The 17,804-nt window shown below is 56.5% G+C and carries 19 protein-coding genes and 3 pseudogenes; 4 read left to right on the top strand and 18 right to left on the bottom strand.

The window, feature by feature from the left end; all coding sequences use genetic code 11:
* Positions 1–11: 11 nt before the first annotated feature.
* Positions 12–1,238 (bottom strand): arsenite efflux MFS transporter ArsK, encoded by a 1,227-nt coding sequence (arsK, locus tag GAO09_RS08895; RefSeq protein WP_153353665.1) that lies wholly within the window; start codon positions 1,236–1,238, stop codon positions 12–14.
* The gene (locus GAO09_RS08890; protein WP_153353664.1) at positions 1,231–1,590 is read right to left on the bottom strand and encodes an ArsR/SmtB family transcription factor; all 360 of its coding nucleotides are present in this window, start codon (positions 1,588–1,590) and stop codon (positions 1,231–1,233) included. The genes arsK and GAO09_RS08890 overlap by 8 nt, the downstream gene beginning before the upstream one ends.
* Before the next feature lie 42 nt (positions 1,591–1,632).
* Here GAO09_RS08890 and GAO09_RS08885 point away from each other — a divergent pair, with 42 nt between their 5' ends.
* Entirely contained in the window at positions 1,633–2,148 is a 516-nt protein-coding gene (locus tag GAO09_RS08885; protein WP_153353663.1) for a DUF6428 family protein, read from the top strand.
* 149 nt (positions 2,149–2,297) lie between these two features.
* On the opposite strand, the gene GAO09_RS08880 is transcribed toward GAO09_RS08885, so the two are convergent.
* On the bottom strand, positions 2,298–2,927 hold the full coding sequence (locus GAO09_RS08880; protein WP_153353662.1) for a TetR/AcrR family transcriptional regulator: 630 nt from the start codon (positions 2,925–2,927) through the stop codon (positions 2,298–2,300).
* 118 nt (positions 2,928–3,045) lie between these two features.
* Here GAO09_RS08880 and GAO09_RS08875 point away from each other — a divergent pair, with 118 nt between their 5' ends.
* Positions 3,046–3,498, top strand: coding sequence for a redoxin domain-containing protein (locus GAO09_RS08875; protein ID WP_324185680.1), 453 nt, complete (start codon positions 3,046–3,048; stop codon positions 3,496–3,498).
* A gap of 823 nt (positions 3,499–4,321) precedes the next feature.
* Positions 4,322–4,813, top strand: coding sequence for a hypothetical protein (locus GAO09_RS08870; protein WP_153353661.1), 492 nt, complete (start codon positions 4,322–4,324; stop codon positions 4,811–4,813).
* A 374-nt stretch (positions 4,814–5,187) separates the two neighbouring features.
* On the opposite strand, the gene GAO09_RS08865 is transcribed toward GAO09_RS08870, so the two are convergent.
* From GAO09_RS08865 to tnpA, 4 genes and pseudogenes are all read right to left on the bottom strand, one after another.
* Positions 5,188–6,120, bottom strand: coding sequence for a TniQ family protein (locus GAO09_RS08865; protein WP_153353660.1), 933 nt, complete (start codon positions 6,118–6,120; stop codon positions 5,188–5,190).
* Positions 6,117–6,998 carry a TniB family NTP-binding protein gene (locus tag GAO09_RS08860; protein ID WP_153353659.1) on the bottom strand — a complete coding sequence of 294 codons (882 nt, stop codon included), beginning with the start codon at positions 6,996–6,998 and terminating at the stop codon, positions 6,117–6,119. The genes GAO09_RS08865 and GAO09_RS08860 overlap by 4 nt, the downstream gene beginning before the upstream one ends.
* 6 nt (positions 6,999–7,004) lie before the next feature.
* Positions 7,005–8,621, bottom strand: coding sequence for a Mu transposase C-terminal domain-containing protein (locus GAO09_RS08855; protein ID WP_153353658.1), 1,617 nt, complete (start codon positions 8,619–8,621; stop codon positions 7,005–7,007).
* Between the two features lie 160 nt (positions 8,622–8,781).
* Positions 8,782–9,024: pseudogene (gene tnpA, locus GAO09_RS08850) on the bottom strand (IS66-like element accessory protein TnpA); the annotation flags it as partial.
* 126 nt (positions 9,025–9,150) lie between these two features.
* Here tnpA and GAO09_RS08845 point away from each other — a divergent pair.
* On the top strand, positions 9,151–9,528 hold the full coding sequence (locus GAO09_RS08845) for a hypothetical protein (RefSeq protein ID WP_153353656.1): 378 nt from the start codon (positions 9,151–9,153) through the stop codon (positions 9,526–9,528).
* Positions 9,529–9,686: 158 nt separating this feature from the next.
* Here GAO09_RS08845 and GAO09_RS08840 read toward each other — a convergent pair whose 3' ends face one another.
* The 11 genes and pseudogenes from GAO09_RS08840 to GAO09_RS08795 form a co-directional block, all read right to left on the bottom strand.
* A complete protein-coding gene (locus tag GAO09_RS08840) occupies positions 9,687–10,046 on the bottom strand; it encodes a response regulator (RefSeq protein WP_153353655.1) in 360 nt (119 codons plus the stop codon).
* Between the two features lie 221 nt (positions 10,047–10,267).
* Positions 10,268–10,381 (bottom strand): annotated as a pseudogene (locus tag GAO09_RS29615) (AAA family ATPase); the annotation flags it as partial.
* A gap of 245 nt (positions 10,382–10,626) precedes the next feature.
* Positions 10,627–10,866, bottom strand: coding sequence for a 30S ribosomal protein S21 (gene rpsU, locus GAO09_RS08835; RefSeq protein WP_153353654.1), 240 nt, complete (start codon positions 10,864–10,866; stop codon positions 10,627–10,629).
* Positions 10,867–11,212: 346 nt separating this feature from the next.
* On the bottom strand, positions 11,213–12,103 hold the full coding sequence (locus tag GAO09_RS08830) for a transglutaminase family protein (protein ID WP_153353653.1): 891 nt from the start codon (positions 12,101–12,103) through the stop codon (positions 11,213–11,215).
* A gap of 231 nt (positions 12,104–12,334) precedes the next feature.
* Positions 12,335–12,823: a hypothetical protein gene (locus tag GAO09_RS29980; RefSeq protein WP_235938001.1), complete on the bottom strand. Its 489-nt coding sequence runs from the start codon at positions 12,821–12,823 to the stop codon at positions 12,335–12,337.
* A gap of 624 nt (positions 12,824–13,447) precedes the next feature.
* Positions 13,448–13,585, bottom strand: coding sequence for a hypothetical protein (locus GAO09_RS29610; protein ID WP_209018661.1), 138 nt, complete (start codon positions 13,583–13,585; stop codon positions 13,448–13,450).
* A 105-nt stretch (positions 13,586–13,690) separates the two neighbouring features.
* Positions 13,691–13,894 carry a hypothetical protein gene (locus GAO09_RS08815; protein ID WP_153353652.1) on the bottom strand — a complete coding sequence of 68 codons (204 nt, stop codon included), beginning with the start codon at positions 13,892–13,894 and terminating at the stop codon, positions 13,691–13,693.
* A 342-nt stretch (positions 13,895–14,236) separates the two neighbouring features.
* On the bottom strand, positions 14,237–14,398 hold the full coding sequence (locus GAO09_RS08810; RefSeq protein ID WP_153353651.1) for a cold-shock protein: 162 nt from the start codon (positions 14,396–14,398) through the stop codon (positions 14,237–14,239).
* Positions 14,399–14,992: 594 nt separating this feature from the next.
* Positions 14,993–15,984: pseudogene (locus tag GAO09_RS08800) on the bottom strand (fatty acid desaturase).
* A 55-nt stretch (positions 15,985–16,039) separates the two neighbouring features.
* Positions 16,040–16,159 (bottom strand): DUF4167 domain-containing protein, encoded by a 120-nt coding sequence (locus GAO09_RS29975; protein WP_324185660.1) that lies wholly within the window; start codon positions 16,157–16,159, stop codon positions 16,040–16,042.
* A 325-nt stretch (positions 16,160–16,484) separates the two neighbouring features.
* Positions 16,485–17,783: a glycoside hydrolase family 130 protein gene (locus GAO09_RS08795; protein WP_153353649.1), complete on the bottom strand. Its 1,299-nt coding sequence runs from the start codon at positions 17,781–17,783 to the stop codon at positions 16,485–16,487.
* Positions 17,784–17,804: the final 21 nt, after the last annotated feature.

Here is a 17,804-nt window from a genome sequence, read left to right as displayed (position 1 = left end):
AAAGCGGCTTACTACTGCGATGATGACAAGTGTGCGACAGCGCCCTTGTCATGCGATTTCCCAGAAGCAACTGCAACTGAGACGAACGCCACAATGCTGACCGCGCCTAGGCTGGCATTCGCAATCAATGCGGCGCTTAGTCCGATATTCTCCATGGCAGCCGCGAAGACAAAGGGCGCGCCGGCGCCAACCGCCAGGCGGGCGGCCGCCATCTTGCCGGTGATCGCACCATATCCGTCCGATCCAAACAGATAGAGTGGCAGGCTGCCCTGCGCGATGCTGTTGATCCCGGAACCGAGCCCGAGGCAGATGGCGAATGCGGCCGCACCCGGCAGCCAATTGCCAGTCATCAGCAGGATCAGGACACCGAAGACGATCATCACGGCCGACAGGACGGCAAGCCCCGGCGGCGACAAGTTCTTCCCAAAAACCATGTTGATCAGACGGCTCAGAACTTGCGCCGGGCCGAACAAGGAACCGATCACAACGGCTGCAGCACCCAGCCCGATCGAGCCAAGCATCGGCACCATATGGGCAAGGATGGCAGCGAGCGTGAAGCCAAGGAGCGCGAAGGCAAAGGAGACGATCACCATCGCGCGGCGCCGAGCATGCGGGGGGATCGCACCAATGACCGTCTCGCGCGGTCGGGCCGCCGCGTCGCCTGCCTTCTTTCCGAGGCTTCGGATCCAGAAGTGGAGCGGCATGCAGAGGAACAGGTTCAGCGCCGCAAAGACGAGATAGATCTCCCGCCAGGACAGATAGCCGGTGAGCGTCGCCGAGATCGGCCAGAAGATCGTCGAGGCAAAGCCGCCGATCAGCGTCAGATAGGTAATGCTGCGGGAGGCTGTGCGGGGATCGCTCTCGACCAGTGCCGCGAATGCCGCCTGATACTGGACCATGCCGGACGAGACTTCGAGCAGGATGATGGCGATGGCGAAGATCGCGATGGAGGGCGACCAGGCGCATAGGGCGAGCGTCACTGCAGCAAGGGCCGAGCCGATCGTCATGATCGTCGCGGCGCCGATTCTGTCCATCTGCTTGCCGATATAGGTGGCGGATAGACCGCCGATGAACAGGGACACGGAGAACACCCCAAACACTTCGGCCAGCGATAGGCCGAGATCCGCCGCCATGCCGGGAGCCAGGATACTGAAGCTGTAGTAGAGGGTGCCGTAACCGATGATCTGGGTCAGGCCGAGAGCCGAGACGAGCCCGGCCGGGATTTTCGAACTATGCAACGACGTCACCCTTGCCCGCAGGGATGCAGCAGTCGTCGGCACGCTCGACGGTTTCTCTGATCGCCGGATGACCGGCGCAGCAGTCCTCCATCAGGAATTTGACGAGATCGGCGAGTGCCTCGTAGCTGGCGCTGTAGATGATCGAGCGGGATTCCCTTCGCTGGGAGATCAATCCCGACCGCTCCAGCTCCTTCAAATGGAAAGAGACATTCGTGGCGGAAACGCCCATGCGCTCGGCGATCACGCCGGCGGCCAGTCCTTCTGGCCCGGCCACGACCAGCGCCCGGACGATGGCAAGGCGCGTCTCCTGAGACAGCGCCGCGAATGATGAAAGGGCTTGACGTTCATCCATACTTCAATAATCCTTGAACTATTGGATAGATGGATAACCCACATGAACGCGATCGACAAGTTAGTTTCGACCGACATCAGTCTCGGCCATCTTCTCGATGTACTCGCAGTGGCGCCCGATGCCCCGCTGGTGTTCAGTTATGAGGGCAGTCCCGTCCGGCCTGGCTATCACGTCACCGAGGTCAAGGCCGGGCAGTTTTCGGCGCTCGATTGCGGTGCCAACCCGGAAGCATGGGCAGAGATCTTCGTCCAGCTCTGGGATATCGATGAGGATGGTCGGACGCACATGCCGGCCGGCAAGTTTACAGCGATCATCTGCAAGGTAGCAGACCATGTGCAGCTCGAGCCGACGGCAAAGCTGACGTTCGAGGTCAGCGACGGAGAGCGGCCGATGGCCCTCTATTGCGCGGCCGCGCCGCGGCTCGTCGCCGGCACGTTTGAAGTGTCCCTTTCCGCTCGGCCGGCGAGCTGCAAGCCGCGGGATCGCTGGCTGGCGGAGCAGCAGGCAAAGTCATCCTGCTGCGCACCGACAGCCAAAGAATCAAGGTGCTGCTCGTAACTATGCTCGTTGAGTGATGACGTGAGCTTCTAGTCGATCCGCAGCGGATTAAGCTGCTGATTTTTATCAGATTTCACTCGTTAGAATAACGGGTCGATGGTTCGATCCCGCTTAAGGCGAAGCCGCGCAAACGGGGTTAGGTTTCTGCCTCACCGCTCTGCTGGCGCTACCACATAACGTTCAATGTGGGAGAGCGCCATATTTAGTGCCACTTCGAGCGGTTGCGAATTTCTCGAGGTCTTTGAAAGCAATATCCCTCCCTGGATGGCGGCAACAAAAGCCATGGAGAGTGCTTGCGTATCTGCCGACGGCATAAGCTTATCTTGGTTCTTCATACGCGCCAGACCTTCCGCGATGATCGATCGCCATGCCTCAAAACCATTGGCCAGGCCGGCCCGTGCCTGCTCCGATTGCGCAGAGAGCTCGCTGGCGAGCGATCCGAGCGGACACCCGCCGATCGCGCCGAAGGTGCGGTTCGCTTCGATGATCATGTTGCACCAGCTGCGCAGCGCGTCAAAGGAATCCAGTTTGTCGAGATGCGGAGCGTTGGCTTCCACGATCCTTCGCGTCTGCCGGCCGATCACCTCCTGGATGAGCGCATCCTTGTCGCAGAAATAATGATACAGCTGCGACTTGCTGGTGCGGCTGGCATCCATGACCTCGTCCAGGCTCATGCCCGCAGCACCTTCAGCATAAACAATCTCGGCGGCAGCCTCGATAATCCGCAGTCTTGTCGCCTCTCCCCGGGCCGTAAATCCGGATTTTCCGTCTTTTCGCATGACGATCTCCAAAAATGGACTGAACAGTCCAATTCGTGACTATCATGACTAGACTGTGCAGTCCATAATGAAAGTCATCTCTATGCCAGTCCTTCAGAACGACTAGACCTTCCCAGACATCAAAATTCCCGCCGTCGGTGGCGGCGTCATCCATCTTCCGAGCGATCTTGGCGGGTCATACGGCGTCGTGCTCATCTACCGGGGACATTGGTGCCCTTTCTGCAATGAGCAAGTGGCGGCTTTTGTCGCGGCAAGCGACGCGCTTCAGGAAGAGGGCATCAAGGTCGTTGCGTTTTCCGTCGATGACGAAGACGAGACGAAAGACTTCATTGCAAAGCACGATATCCCGTTCAGGATGGGGCATTCGGCAGATCTTGAAGCAATCGTTGCGGCTGTCGGTGCCTATCAGAACAACGCCCCGGCACGCGGCCGCTTTCTCGAAAACACCGGTTTCGTGCTCGCGCCAGACGGCAGCGTCGTCAATGCCGTCTATTCCAGCCGGGCGATCGGCCGGCTCGTTCCCAGCGACGTCATTCGCCTCGTGGCTTTCATGAAGTCATCGAAGAGATAAGAAGCAGGCCGGGCCAGGTCGTTCTCCGCTACCTGGCCCGTGCGCCGATGGTGTCAGGCCTCCACGGGAGTGCCGGCTCAATTACCCCGATGATCACCATGTCCGGCGAGCAGGTTCTTTGCCACTTCACCGATCAGAGACCGCAGCCACCGATGCGCCGGGTCATGGCGATATCGGACATGCCATGCCATCTCGACGGGAAAAGTCCCGGGATCGACAGGTGCCGGAAGGATTTTCAGGCGCAGTTTTTCATATAGAGTCCTTTAAGTCCCGGGATTTCCGCGCCGACGCTCGTCGGCAAGGGTCTTCACCACATGCCGAAAGCGCGGCAAGAGGTGCCGGGTTGATGGCCAGATAGCGGAAATCTCGATTTTGGCTCCAGTGAGGGCATCCAAAACTGCACCCAGTCGTCCTGCTGCAATATGGTCTGCAAGAAGCGAACTTAGCATTTGTGCAAGCCTGCAATTCACATAACTCGGGATTATGTGAATTCGTCATCGGTCGGCGGAATACCCGTAGCAGCCGACCATGTTACATAAAACCAATAAATTCAGGAATTTGTCCGATTGCGTTGGGCAGCCGCCGGTTCACATCTCTTCAAGACGTTAAATCCATTTCGCTTTGGTCAGGCGATCCCCGGTGTTTTCATTCATGGCGAAGGAGACCCATATCCGAAGTAAGTTTTGTGCACGGATGTCGAAGCTAACATTGTCTCTCGGTTCCCGGGAGTTGGAGCCCCGACCACATAAGCTACGGTACGTTGCGGGTGCTGAAAAATGCTTTACCCTGCGTCTTCGAAAAGCCAGAAAACGGGTTAGCTGTAATGAAGTTTTTTGTGACGACAGAACTAGGGAAGGGCACTAGGGATTTGCTCGATGACAAGCATAGCCCGAAATTGGTCATGCGGAATATAGCGATTATTGCCAGTGCCATCGTGTTCACGTGTTCGGTTCCTGCAAAGGCTGATCGACTTGTTTGTTCCGAGTCTGAGCATGCGCGTTACATGACAGTGGTCGGCGAGGTCGGCGAAATGGGTATCGACCTCAATCCTCTGGGGCAGGATCGTGCAACTTTCGAGAGGTTGACCGCAGCATATGAAAAAATCGACCCGAAGGGACCGGAGACGGCACTATTCGTTGCGCATGTTCCCACCGGTCAATTTTACAGTCAGGCATGTGCGGACGAGCGCTGCACGATGATAGAAATGTCAGCGCCAGAGCAAGCATGCCTCATCGAGCATATGAACCAGTGCAGCTATGTTGCACTCCGCTTCCGTGGCGAGGAGTTCTGCTTACTTCGTTCGCCGAAGGATTAGGGGCAAGACATTCGTATTCCGAAAGAAATCCCTCGCGCAGAAAAGTCTCTGACGCTCAACCATATTCCTTCTAACAACACTTTTTATTTTAGTTACTTAAAATCTTAGGCTTTCGTACATGAGAGTGGGTCACTGGTTCGTATCCGATCAATGGGGAAGGGTGGAAAGGCGCGGAATGTGTTGAGCAGCACGATCGTAACGAGCATCGGCGGGTTATCAGAAGTCCAAAACTTTCCGGAGCTTTTCGGCGAGTTGGTCCAGACTGAAAGGCTTCTGGAGCAGATGGGTTTCCTTATCAAGAACGCCGTTATGAACGACCGCGTTGCGGGTATATCCGGTCGTATAAAGTATTTTGAGGCCCTGTCGTTTGGCAGTTAACCGTGAGATTGCGGCGGTTGTTTACCCATTTGGCACTTAATTTGAGATTCTAACGGCCTAGAACCCCAAATTAAGTGCAACTGTGACGATCCAAGCGACTGATGTGAACAGTCTAGGATATCTTCTATGGCGCTGTCGAAGCGGGCTTTGTTCTCACCCATCATGTGGCCACTCAGCATGCGAAGCATTTCGGGCCCGGCATGCTGGACAATGGCGACACCTGCCAAGAGGGCAGGGCGCAAACACATGGGCAAGATCGGGCTTGCTGGGCTCGGAAGTTTGCTGACTTCCGTCTGCATAACTTCGTCGAGATCAGGAATGATCACACCTAGCACCCTATAGCCCGAAGGTTCGTAAGCGGGAAGCGACGTTGGAACGCGCCGCATCAGCAGGAGACGGGCAATCTCACTCGGTGATACCCAGTTTTGGATACCATGCTCAGCCTCGTTGTCGAGCATTTCTTCCCCCATCAGCGCTGCATGGTGATAGCCGCCGAAGAGAGCGGGGCCGTCACGCCCGCCAGTTGTCCGTAGTGTGCCTCCACAAAGCGGGCAGGTAATCCGCCAGCCAAAGAACTGGCTTCGAAGTATAACGGGCATTCCGTCTGCCGCTCGGCGGCAGCTAGAGCATGACTGTCGAGGTTCGCTTGCGATCATTCGCCGTGATGACTGCGGAATATCTGAGAACGTCATGCCGCGGACCGTATCAGGCTCGATCGAGAATATGTGGGCAATGCGGACGACCTGATCTTCTGTGAGGTTCAGATCGGCGGCTCGTAATGATCGCAAATCGGGGAGGCAATGCTGAAGCATGGCCAAGGGAGAAGTTGCATAGAATGCCGCATGTCGGGCAATCCACGACGACAAAAGCTCATCGGCGCACGGCGCCAGCCTTATCGGTAATCGCCGTTCGTATACGTTCGTCTTCATGCGAACGCTGCGTCGGCGTCGAATTCTGGCTCCCATTTCTCAATGGCTTCGTCAGTAATCCGCTCTCTTCCGCTTTCGATTGCCTCGATGGCCAGTGAGTTGACGATGTGGAAAATGTTGGCAGTAATGCCCTCTGTGACTTGCAGTATTCGCCGCAAAGATTTCGCCGTTAGCACCGATGGGTGCCGCAATGGAGTATTGCGTAGTATCAAGGCGACCAACATTTCGAACTGCTCATTTGCAGCCCAGCGGCTCAGCGTGAACTGGTCGAAGCGACGCGCCAATTGGACATCGCCACCAATGGCCTCGCGGGCGTCGTTGACGCCGAAGCAGACGAGTGAGATCTGCAGGCGGTTGCTGAGAAAGCGCAGGGTATTTAATACGATGCGTTGTTCACGATAGGTCCCCGCGAGAATGTTGTGCACCTCGTCGATCACTAAAACCTGCACGCCAATCGCTTCCATGATCCGCAGTGCGGCTTGCTCCATCTGGGCAATATCGGCACGCGGTCGCTGCGGTGCGCCGAGCAGGGTCAAAAGTTCGGCGTAGAAGCGCCGTTCGCCAGGCCGGCTGGTCATCTCCATCGCAAGAACCGGTGTCTTTAGCTTGCCGGTAACCGGGTTGAAAGTTGGTGGGTGCTGATCACGGAAGCGCTTCATGATCATCGTTTTGCCCATGCCGCTGTCGCCATAAATGGCGAGCGATGGCATCCGCGTCCCGCGTGGATGATCGACCAAGAGGTTCAGGCGTTCGAGTACCTGCTTAGCGCGTGGGTAGATGAGCCAGCGACGTGATCTTATGGCGCGGACGCGCTGGTTGTCTGCTCCACTGAGCAGTTCGGCTGGGGTCACGGTCAGGTGGGAGATTTCGGTGCTCATGCCAGCTCACTCCATGTCCTCGTCGAAAGCCACAGGTTTGCTGGAGTCGATACCCCGAAGCGAGCCCCAACCGCTGTCATCCACTTTCGTTTTTGAGCTGGCGGCGCGGCCTCGTCGTACCGTCGCTGTCGCCTTCACCGCCGCATCCACCAGCTTGCGTTGTTCGATCGCAATACCAACGATCGTGCGGGTGTTGACCTCTCGTCGCCCTTTCGCCAGCAGGGTACGCCTCGCAGCCAATGCTTCGTGCAGCGTTACCGAAGCCAGGGTGAGATCGGCGTAACGTGCTTCCACGAAGCTGCCCGCTGGTCGCCGCACGAAGACACGAGACATATCCCTTGGGTCGTATTTGACGACAAGCCGGCGATTTGCAGCCCCGAGGTCGGCACTCAGGGCTGCCGACCAATAGCGCATTCCAAAAAGATGGATCCCGGTTGGCTGTAATGTACGCTCCTGCTCAGGTAGGAACGTCAGACAAAATCGCATTCGGTCCTGCGGCAAGCGGAGCGGAATTTCACCCTCGTACTCACGCCACACCGCGATGGGCGGGCGCCCCAAAGTGCGGTGGATTGAGTGATGGTAGTTGCCGACAATGTCGAGGGCGATGTATCGCTCGAGTTCGCGGAGTGTCAGCGCCGAATGTCGCTTCGAATCGTATTCGCCAAGCTCCTGTGAATTGCTGAAAGTAGTACCGGGTAGCAAGTGGATCCTTCCCATTTGGGTGCCGATCAGCCGCTCGATATGTCCGCCGAAGCGCGGTTCACCAGGTGGTCGCCAGTCGATCGCTACGCCAGCATCGTCGCACCCCCTCTTAAACGCGCGGCTCCTGAAGTCGCTGCCGTTGTCGACATGTAACGTCTCAGGGAGGCCAGCGACCGGCCACGGCTCAGTGATCTCGCGCTCTCTCAACCAAGGCGATTTGTCAAAGACGGAATGTAGCAAGCACAAACTGGTCGAAAGTCGGGAGGGCGCGTCCATTGTGAGGTGGAACCCTGTCACCATCCGACTGCAGACATCCATTGCCAGAGTTAGCCAAGGCCTTCCGATGGGTAGACGCGTCTCCTCGTCGACAACGAAGATATCTGCTTTCGTATGGTCGACTTGGACGATCTGGAGTGGGCGCGAGGCGGTAAGCCCTCCCGGCACGGCCGTTGTCCGCTTTACAATTTCGGCTTCGCCTCGTCGTTTCGCGCGTTTGTGAATGTCGATGTCCTCAAGACGAGTTTCGATCGTCCGGCGATGGGGCGGTTTTAGCCCAGCCGAGACGCAGTTCGTTTGGATATCTCGAACCAGTTGAGAGATACCTGGGCGGTTTTTCGTCAGATAATACCGATTGATCGTGGCGCGGATGATTTCCTCTCGCTTGTCGTCGAGCATCCTGCGGCCGTCAGGCCGGCCGGGTTTGCGTTCCACGAGCGACATTACCGTTCCTCCAGCTCGAAATAGCTTGGTAAGACGGAATGCAGTTGCCCGACTGACTTCCAGTTCGGAAGCCAGAAGCGCCATATCCCCGGCTGCAACTTTGCCTGATCGATGTATCAGAAATCTTCGGATAGCCTCGGCTCGTCGACACGCCTCATCCCAAAGCGCTTCGTCAACCTCATCAGGGAATGGATCAGCCATGCAGAAACACCGTCGATTGTGTCGACAAATGAATCTCACATTAAGTGCCAAAATCCAAGATGGAATCTCAAGTTAAGTGCCAGGTCTCAAATTAAGTGCCCGGCTATCTTTTTGAAACTGTTAGGCGCGGAATCTCATGGTTAAATGCAAAACGACAGGGAGCGGCGACCTGAACGGGGACAAACGCAGATATCGAAGACGGCGATAATGGATAGGTCTGGGTGTGCTTCCTGATCCATTTCCAAACGAGGTTCGCATTGACCCCATGTTCTCGCGCTAGTTTCGATACCGATGCGCCGGGCTCAAGGCAGGCAGCAACAAGGCGATCCTTCGACCCTTGATCGAAGCGGCGTCTTCCATTCCGACCGACCAGCCGTACCGCGAGCTTTTGACCTTCATCCATAACTTGGTGTCCACCTCTTTTTAAGTGGACACCACATGCCAAAGCTCAATCAATTGCAGAAGGTGCGGAGAAATTCGCGCTTACCCCGCAACGACTGTGGGAATGATCCTTTTTACGGAGATTTTCATGCGCATTTCTGCACTCCTTGCTATTTTGGCGACCGCGTCGCCTGTTGTAGCAAAAGATCCAGCCATACATGTGACGCAGACCGACGGGGTTGTGCATGCCTTCCGGGGTTCGTCCCTGAAGGGTGACCGAGTGATTTACGCAATCACAGCGTCAGATGCCGGTTCGATACGGTTTGAGTTTCGCGGGAACAATGAAAATTGCGGAGCTGAAATTCAGACAACCTCTCAGTTAGGATACCTTCCTAAGTTGGATCGCTTTCCAAGTGAGAGAGCTTTCAAGACAACGGATGGGGAGACCTTCGCTCTTTCCTTCTTCCAAAACCGCATTGCCCGGATGAACGGAGTCGAGTGCGCATTTTCATTCTCTGTTGAATAACAAATCGTACGAACTTAGCAGCCCTCTTTGTTCAGTCCCCCAGTGTTTGGCACGGGATGTCTGGGCGGGGAGCCGTCCGCCCGGAAAAAGCCGTCGAACGCAGCCTTCTTCTTCTACTTCTATGGGCGTCGAAGGTTCAGCACCCAACATTTAAGAGTCTAAGCAGCCATCTGCGTCATCGTTGCGATCACGTCGGTCTCGCGATACGGCTTTGAGAAGAACACCATGTCCGACGGCAAGCTGCCCTGCGGTGGCTTCGTGTGGCCGGACGTGATGATCACATGGATTGGCGGCCAACGATCCCGTATGAGGGCCGCGAGGCGCAATCCGTCGATGCCGCGCGGCATATCGATATCGGTGAATACAATGCAAATATCCATGCGGCTTTGCAGGATTTCCACCGCCTGAGTGGCGTCGGCGGCTTCGACCGCCTCAAACCCAGCGGATTCCACCATGTCGATGGCAGCGATGCGCAAAAGCGGCTCGTCTTCAACGACGAGAACGATAACAGGGGGCATAGGGACACTCCGTTCGCTCTAGGACGTTTGCACCTGAGCGATCGGTGCGTGGAATTCGGCTTCGATGCCTGATTGGATATAACTAGCGTCGACGCCTCCTGTTCCAACCAGCCCCATACGGATTAGTTTCGACCCGAACCCTTTTCGTTCAAGAACGACAGCAGGTGTCAATGCCGCGTGAATTTTTCCCAATGGAGAGGTGCGGAAGTAAAACTCCCCACTTATGCCGACGTGGATGCCAAGGCGAATTGAGGATTTTTCGGTGGGCGGCCGCGCGGCTTTTGCGGCGGTGCGAATGCCGAGGGTGCGAGGAGGGCTTTTGAGCGGACATGCTCACAAGTCAAAGCGATCGGCAATGACCGCAATTGGCGCCGCGCCGTGTTGGTCACTTCCATCCGCCAATCATCCGCGCCTCAGGGTGGAAAATTTCCACAACGATGGTGATACCGTTGTCAGTGTAGCGGCCGGAGAGTTCGGAGCGTTCGGATAGGGAGTGATGCGGGTTCATTGTCTATCACTGGATTGACATGGCGAAGCATTGGCTGGCCGGGGTGAACGGCCTTACGAAATCAGGCGACGATCATTTAGATCGTGGTTTTGACTTCTTCGCAGGACTTAGACCCAACTCCCTGTTAAGCTTTTTCTGAGCGAGTTTGCGGGCGCGGCGAATGCCTTCTGCATTTTCTCGTGGGCGCTTTTCGGAGGGCTTCTCGAAGTGCTCGCGCAAACGCATTTCCCGGGCGATGCCCTCCTGCTGCAGCTTCTTCTTGAGGACGCGCAGGGCTTGGTCGACGTTGTTGTCTCGGACGAGGATAAGCATGGTGGCTCCTGGTGTGGTGAAATCAGCTCGGCAAGATCGATGAACGCATGTACGCGCAGATTGCAATGGTCGATCCGAGACGAAATGTACTTTCGCGGAGCGTCGGCTTTAGCCTCGCGCCGGCCTGCCTCACCTCTTCCCGCGACAGGTTTATCCTTTTCAATTTTGTCGTCCGGGAGCACACATTTTTCGTCCGGTGCTTGCTGCCACTATGAGGAGTAAACGTTTGGTCGAACTTGAATATCCTCCTGGAAGTTAGCCACTCAATGATGGGTCAACTCTTCAATTCGCCTCAAGAGCGGAATAACTTGGGAGCGCGAGCATTGAGTGCCCGTTTCGACGAGCGTCAAAGCCGCGCTGCTTGTACAGGGTCGACTGCTTTGACTTCTACGGTCACGTCCATTGACAGAAAGGCGTCTGCCGCACCCATGAAGCTCCCTGAGACCGGAACGGCCTGGGCGATATGGCGGATCACAGCAACTGGGATGAGGTTGGCGCCGCCCATGCTGCGATTCGTGGGATCGAATGTGATCCAACCGGCGCCCGAAACGAAAACCTCCGCCCAGGCATGCGTCGATCCATAGTCCGTCGAGCCGGTGAGTGAGCTGCCCGGATTGAACAGATAGCCTGAGACGATCCGGGCGCCGAAGCCCAAACTGCGCACCGCCTCCACAAATAGTACGGCAAAGTCTCTGCAGGAGCCCCAACCCCGATTAAGAGTAAACAATGGCGCCTGCGTGCCTTCCTCATCCCGGCTCTGGTAAGAGATAGAGGAAGCAACACCAAGGCTGACATCCTTGAGGAGGGACAGCGTATCCGTTGGCCTTCCCGCGACGAAGCCGCGCGCCCATGTCGCAAGTCGCTGCTCGACGTCCTCATACTGCTGAACTGTCAGCGTTCCGAGGTCAGTCCAGTCGTTGTCGGAGTACAGGAAAGGATAGTTGATTGCCGACGCCGCAATGTCGAAGACGGGCCATGCAGATGCCGTCAAATCGACGGTTGCCATGCTGTCCACAACAAGGCTGTCGCTGGGTGTCTGGAATGTCGCTGAAGCGATCGCATTGCCGAATACATCGTGCGACCAGCTCAGCTCAGCCTCGGGGAAAATGGAAATCTCATGGCTCAGCAGCCTGAGCTCGCGGCCTTCACGTGGCCTGAGCAAAAGGCGGTGCGGCGACAGCGACACCTTCTCTCGAAAGGTGTAAGTCGTACAATGATGAATTTTGAGCATCGGCATAGCAACGGCCCCTGAAAGCTGATGGTGAGGCCGCTGCCCCTAAGACAGGGCAAAGGCAAATATTCCGCGCGCCGCACCGGCTCATCAACGCATCAGTCATGCAGCCCGAAGCGCACCGTTGATAACTGTGCCGACGCCTCAATCGTCCCAATCGCCAGCGTCGTGCACCACGCTCGGCTTTGCTCGTTGCCCAGACCCGGGACTCATCACAAGACCCGCTTGCCCTTCGGATCAGACATCGCTGATCGATGGGAGATGCAATTTCACCTCGCGTCGCTGCTTTTCATCCAGAGGCTCGATATGCTCCTTCCAGAACGACGATGCCATGGCCGGTTCATCGTCCCACTTTCGCGTGCTCACGATTTTGTCGTCGACTTTCACTCGCCGACGCCCGCCGAGGCGCAGGTACTCCTCGGCCAGCCGCAGGGATGGCGTCTCAGCATCTTCGCGAATGCCGGTGTCTTCACTTGTTTTATTCTTTTTCAGGAACACGACCAGTGCCTCACGCTCGGGACCGAAGGGCTGCTGGTTCAAGAAAGCATCGACCGACGATCTTGTCTCGTGGCCGCCAGAGGATGCGTTCCCCCAGTGGAGGACGAAAAGCCTGCTGGTCGCGGCGTCCTTTCCAAAGAACCACTTGTCTCCATTCGAACTCGAAGCAAATTCTTGTAGATCGGTCATGTCGTAGTCCTCTTTTTCAGCCGTCAGTTCATAGGACACGGAAAGTAAAGGCCTACCGGACCAGCCTGGTCGCGACGGTGATCCCGGATCTCTGAGCGTCGCAGATCAAAGCTTACGCCGGCGTCCCAAGAGTAAGTCAGACCTGTCGCCAATCAGGCGAGCCGGCGTGAAAGTGGGTAGCCTGGCGCGTCATAGAGCGCGCGAATCTGGTTCTGATCAAAACGCGCCTCGTCAATTTCCAACATAGAGCCACGTTGTTGACTGTTTGGCATGTCCTCTACGGCGAAACGGAGGGCTTCGGCAGCTGTCTCGAACCGCCGATAGCGAGGGCCGCTTATTCCAGCTTTCGACTTGCCAGCGTAAAGTCCAGCCCCGCCCAAATAATCGAACCGGGTCACATTTGCGCCCTCGCGGTTGCGACAGGGTGACGGAGGCGACGGGCGGCATCTCGGACGGTTCGTTCGCTGTCGCGCACTTCGCGCTTCCGCAGTTGCATCCGTTTTCGAAGGTTCGAGAGCTTTTCGGCACTGGAACCAACTTCGGCGACAGGTGCGCGAAATAGCGCCTCCGCGCATTTTCGGGTGGTGTAGTTTATCATTGTGTCCTCGAAGAATGAGCACGGTATCGCGCCCTTGCGATGATATTGGGGGTGACAGCCCCCAGCTATTTCTTACTGACACTCGCCGTGTGGCCGCCGGTGAGCTTGACCTGCGAGCCAGATGGCGCGGGTGCCGCTGTTGCGGATTTGTCTTTTTTCGGTTTACGGATCTCGCGGTTGCTACGCGTTTGGCCTTTGGCCATGGGTTTATCCTCTGGCGCCCGACAATTGTCGGCGCTGTTTGAGCCGGGATCTGGGTCGGCGTTTGTCTCGAAGCGGACTTGCTAAAGCGGGAGGAATGTCGTGCTCTAAATGGTGGTCAGCACGCGTATTTTTCCATCGACGCCGAAATTTGGAAAGGCTCTCATCGCCGCCAAGGGCAGATTTCGCGTAGCGTCGCCGGTGACCGCAGTTTTGAGAAGCGCGCCAAGGGCCGCTTGCTCATGATATCCGAACGTACTGGAACGAGCCAGATTTTGTGAAACGTAACCGGAATACTCGTTGGAAGACATCGCGTCCTCCTCTCGGTTGGGTGAAGCCATGGGAAACACAGCGATACCTATGACACGGCGACTATTTCTGCCACATGCCTGCCTCGCCGTTTGAGCAGGCTATTGTCATTTTTGGCTGCCACACCGCTTAAGCCAACGAGCGGTCGAAAACAGACCCGTCCTTGCGGACGCTTCGGAGATTAAATTGCCAATCTCTGTGGCGGGAAAAACAAAAGGCCGGGCATGAACCCGACCTCTCACAGTCATTCAGCTTTGCTGCCAGTACATCCGTGGTCAGCGGTGCGAATGACCTTATTACGCCGCCTGAAGGTTGTCGGCAGAGTTCTTGCCGGACTTGCGATCCTAGACGATGTCATAAGTGATCTTCTGACCATCCGAGAGCGAACGCATGCCGGCGCGCTCTACGGCAGACACGTGCACGAAGACATCCGTGCTGCCATTGTCAGGTTGAATGAAGCCGAAGCCTTTGGTGGAGTTAAACCACTTTACAGTACCAGTGTTCATAACGATTTCCTTTCAAAGCAATCGTTGTGGTTCCCGCGATGCCTTGCGGGACTAGATCGATTATTTGAGAGGAAATCCAACGGGAGCATAAGCTCTGGAACGACGTCACAAGCATTGGTCGATAAACAATATGTAAGCTCAATTTTTAGTTTTGCAATACCTATCTCTTTTTTTCTAAGCTTCTGCTGTCTCGGTCGTATCAACTCTCTGTCGCGCAACCGGCCTCGCGTGCGGTGGACAAAATTCCGGCCCCAGCATAAACGACCCTGAATTGCCAGAGGAGCTTTCGCTGTCCATTGAAGGAAAATCTGCTCGGAATTGACTGGCTTTACCGTCTGGTCGTGTGTTCCATCCCAGACGGAGATGCTTGGGTGGCCCCCAGCTGGACGCTGCGGTCATGAGGGGCGACTCCATCTAGCTGACGCTCGGGGCGTTTTGGTCCGGCATGCCTTCGAGAGCCTTATGCCTGTGGCGGTTCCATAAGGAAGCCCGCCGATGATCGCGCCGGCACCAAACAATTCGGGATAGATCGCCAGCATGACGTCTTCCATCGCGCCTTCGTCGGACAGCCCGATAATGAAGATATTATAAGGATCAAACGTGAGCTCCCCGGGTAAGTGGCGCGATAGTGGCCGCTTCACGAAACGAGACCAGCCGCCGGCTTCCTTCGTCCCACAGGACCAGCTTTACGCATTGCAGGCTCTGCCACAGCGTGATCCTGCCGATTTCGCCGAGTTCCGGATGGTTTCGAAGGACCTCCGGCAGTCGATAGTAGGGAATTTGCTGGAGAGGTGGTGCACGTGGTGGATGCCGATGTTTCCGGTCAACCAGCGCAGAGGACGCGGCAGATCATAATGAGAGGCACCTTGAAGGGCGGCTTTTGGAAACTGCCATTCCGGCTCTTTCGACCAGTGCGTCTCCTCGAACTGATGCTGCACGTAGAATAACCAGACGCCGATCGAACCCGCGAGAAGAACAATCGGTAGGTGGACGACTACAAAAGAGACAGGGCCGATAACCCAGATCAGGAGCGCGGCGATCACCGCCACCGCAACGTTGGTGGCCATCGTCGACATCCAGGGAAGCACGCCATCGCGCATCATCCCCATCGGAAGGCGTTGCTGGAAGAGGAAAAGCCAGGCCGGGCCGACGCCAAACATCACCAGCGGATGCCGATAAAGGCGATATCCGATCCGTCCCCAGCGCGATCGTCCATAATATTCCGTGACGGTGAGGGTGGTGATGTCGCCGACGCCGCGCTCATCGAGATTGCCGGCCGACGCGTGATGCGTGGCATGCGCCCTGCGCCAATAGTCATATGGAGTTAGCGTGAGAACACCGAGAACGCGTCCTGTCCAGTCATCGAAGCGCCGCCGGGCAAAGAAGGAGCCGTGGCCGCAATCGTGCTGGATCATGAACAGCTGCAGCAGGAACCCGGCTGCCGGGACGATCAGGATCAGGCCCCACCAGAAGCCGTAATGAACCGCTAACCAGGTCAGCGTCCAGAAAGTGGCGAAAGGGATCGCTGTGACGGTCAACTCGAACACGCTGCGGCCCGCATGCGGCGTGCGATATTTGGCAAGGATTTTGAGCCAGGCTTTTTCGTCCGAGCCTTGGTCCGTGGATGACTTTTTTCCACGATCATCGTTGGGTGCCGGTTTTCTGCAGGGCTGCCGTGCGATAAAAGTGTTCAGCGTGCTGATAAAGGTTTTCCGCTTCGACCCGGTCACCAGCTTGGGCGGCTTCTCGGGCTGAAACCATATGTTGTTCATATCGTCTCATTAGGTTCTGCGGGCTCGATATTACTGTCGCATTCGCGGTGGCCCGAGCACGGCCGCTGGCAGATGGAGTGGATTTTCGGCGTGGTGATTTCAGAAGAACAATTCAAGCCGTCATGAGGCTTGCTCCATAAAGGTCGTGATTTCGGAAATGATTGACGGGGACTAACGCAAGCGAACTCGCCAATGGTATCGCCCCTCAGGGCGGCATCGCAGTCGAGGGACAATTTACCCCGGCATTGCGGCTGTTTGATGTTGCCTGGACTCCCCTGTGTCGGCACCAAACGATGATAACCCAATCCAGAGAGTCAGCCGGTCAGCGTGTCCAGCAGGTCGGCGATCTTGATCGTCGAGAAGTTCGAGAACGTGTCACAGATTGCGTAAGGTAGCACGATCTGATCGTTGTGGCGCATCGCGCCGCATGTGTAGACGACGTTTGGAACATATCCCTCCCTTTCCGATGGCTCCGGGTGAACGAGTGGCTCTTTCGAGCGGGCGAGAACTTTGGACGGATCGCGCTTGTCGAGAAGGGCTGCGCCGATTGCGTATTTTCGCACGGGTCCCACACCGTGGGTCAGAAGCAACCAACCCTCGTCGAGTTCAATCGGCGATCCGCAATTGCCCATTTGCACGAATTCCCATGGAAATTTCGGGCCAAGAATGATCTCGCCGCCATTCCAGACGTGGAGGTCGCTGGAGCGGATGAGATAAAGGTTTTCATTGTCCTGACGACCGATCATTGCAAACTGGCCGTCGATCTTTCGCGGAAATAACGCCATTCCTTTATTCTTGGCAGCTGTCCCCGTCAGCGGCGTCATCCGGAACGACAAAAAGTCTGTGGTCTCGAGCAGTTCGGAGCGAATGTCTCTGCCATTATAGGCCGTATAGGTGGCGTAGTAGGTTTTCTGACCAGCTTCTTCGAACTCGACGAAGCGAGCATCCTCGATGCCATTCGACTGCGCGGCGGTGATCGGAAATATCACCCGCTCACTGATTGGCTGCTCGGAGGAAAATTTCAGTTCCAAAGGCTCGTTGGGAGTTGTAAATGAGGGGTTGTCGAAGGTCGGAATGGACGCAAGTCGGGCCGTGGGTTCGATATCCACAATGCCATTCTGGTCGACAATTCCTGATCGAAAGGTGAGAGACGAAACATGTCCTTCGCCGACCGCACGCAGGCTTAAGATAAAGCGCTTGCTGCCGCTAGGCACCCCTGACTGATCCGCATGGGGGACAATGCTCGGGTTGAACAGGGCGGATGCCTCGAATGAATATTCATGCATGAAGTATGCACCCACGAGTTGGCGTTGCACTCTAGTAAACGCAATGTGGGGTGCGAACGCCTCCTCCATTTCGATAGCGCGCTTTTCGAACGTCGCCAGCAGATTGCGGTGTCGGCCCTCGAAATTTTCGAGAACCTCGTCAAGTTGCTGCTCTGCGAACTCGCTGTGGAGCCCGAGCACACGATCAACGATGTGATTGGCTCGCGTCTTGTCTGTTGGTTTGAGATCTCGTGGTTCCGTGGCAGGTTTGAAGGGCCGCACCACGACGCGTGTGGGATCGGGCCGTAGGAAAAGTGCTTGGCGGTTGAGAAATGCTGTCTGTGACAAGATGATCTCGATCTGAGTTGA

The sequence above is a fragment of the Endobacterium cereale genome (assembly GCF_009617585.1).
Lineage (GTDB): Bacteria > Pseudomonadota > Alphaproteobacteria > Rhizobiales > Rhizobiaceae > Neorhizobium > Neorhizobium cereale.
Note: the sequence above shows the minus strand (reverse complement) of the source record. Positions and strands in the feature narration are given on the sequence as shown.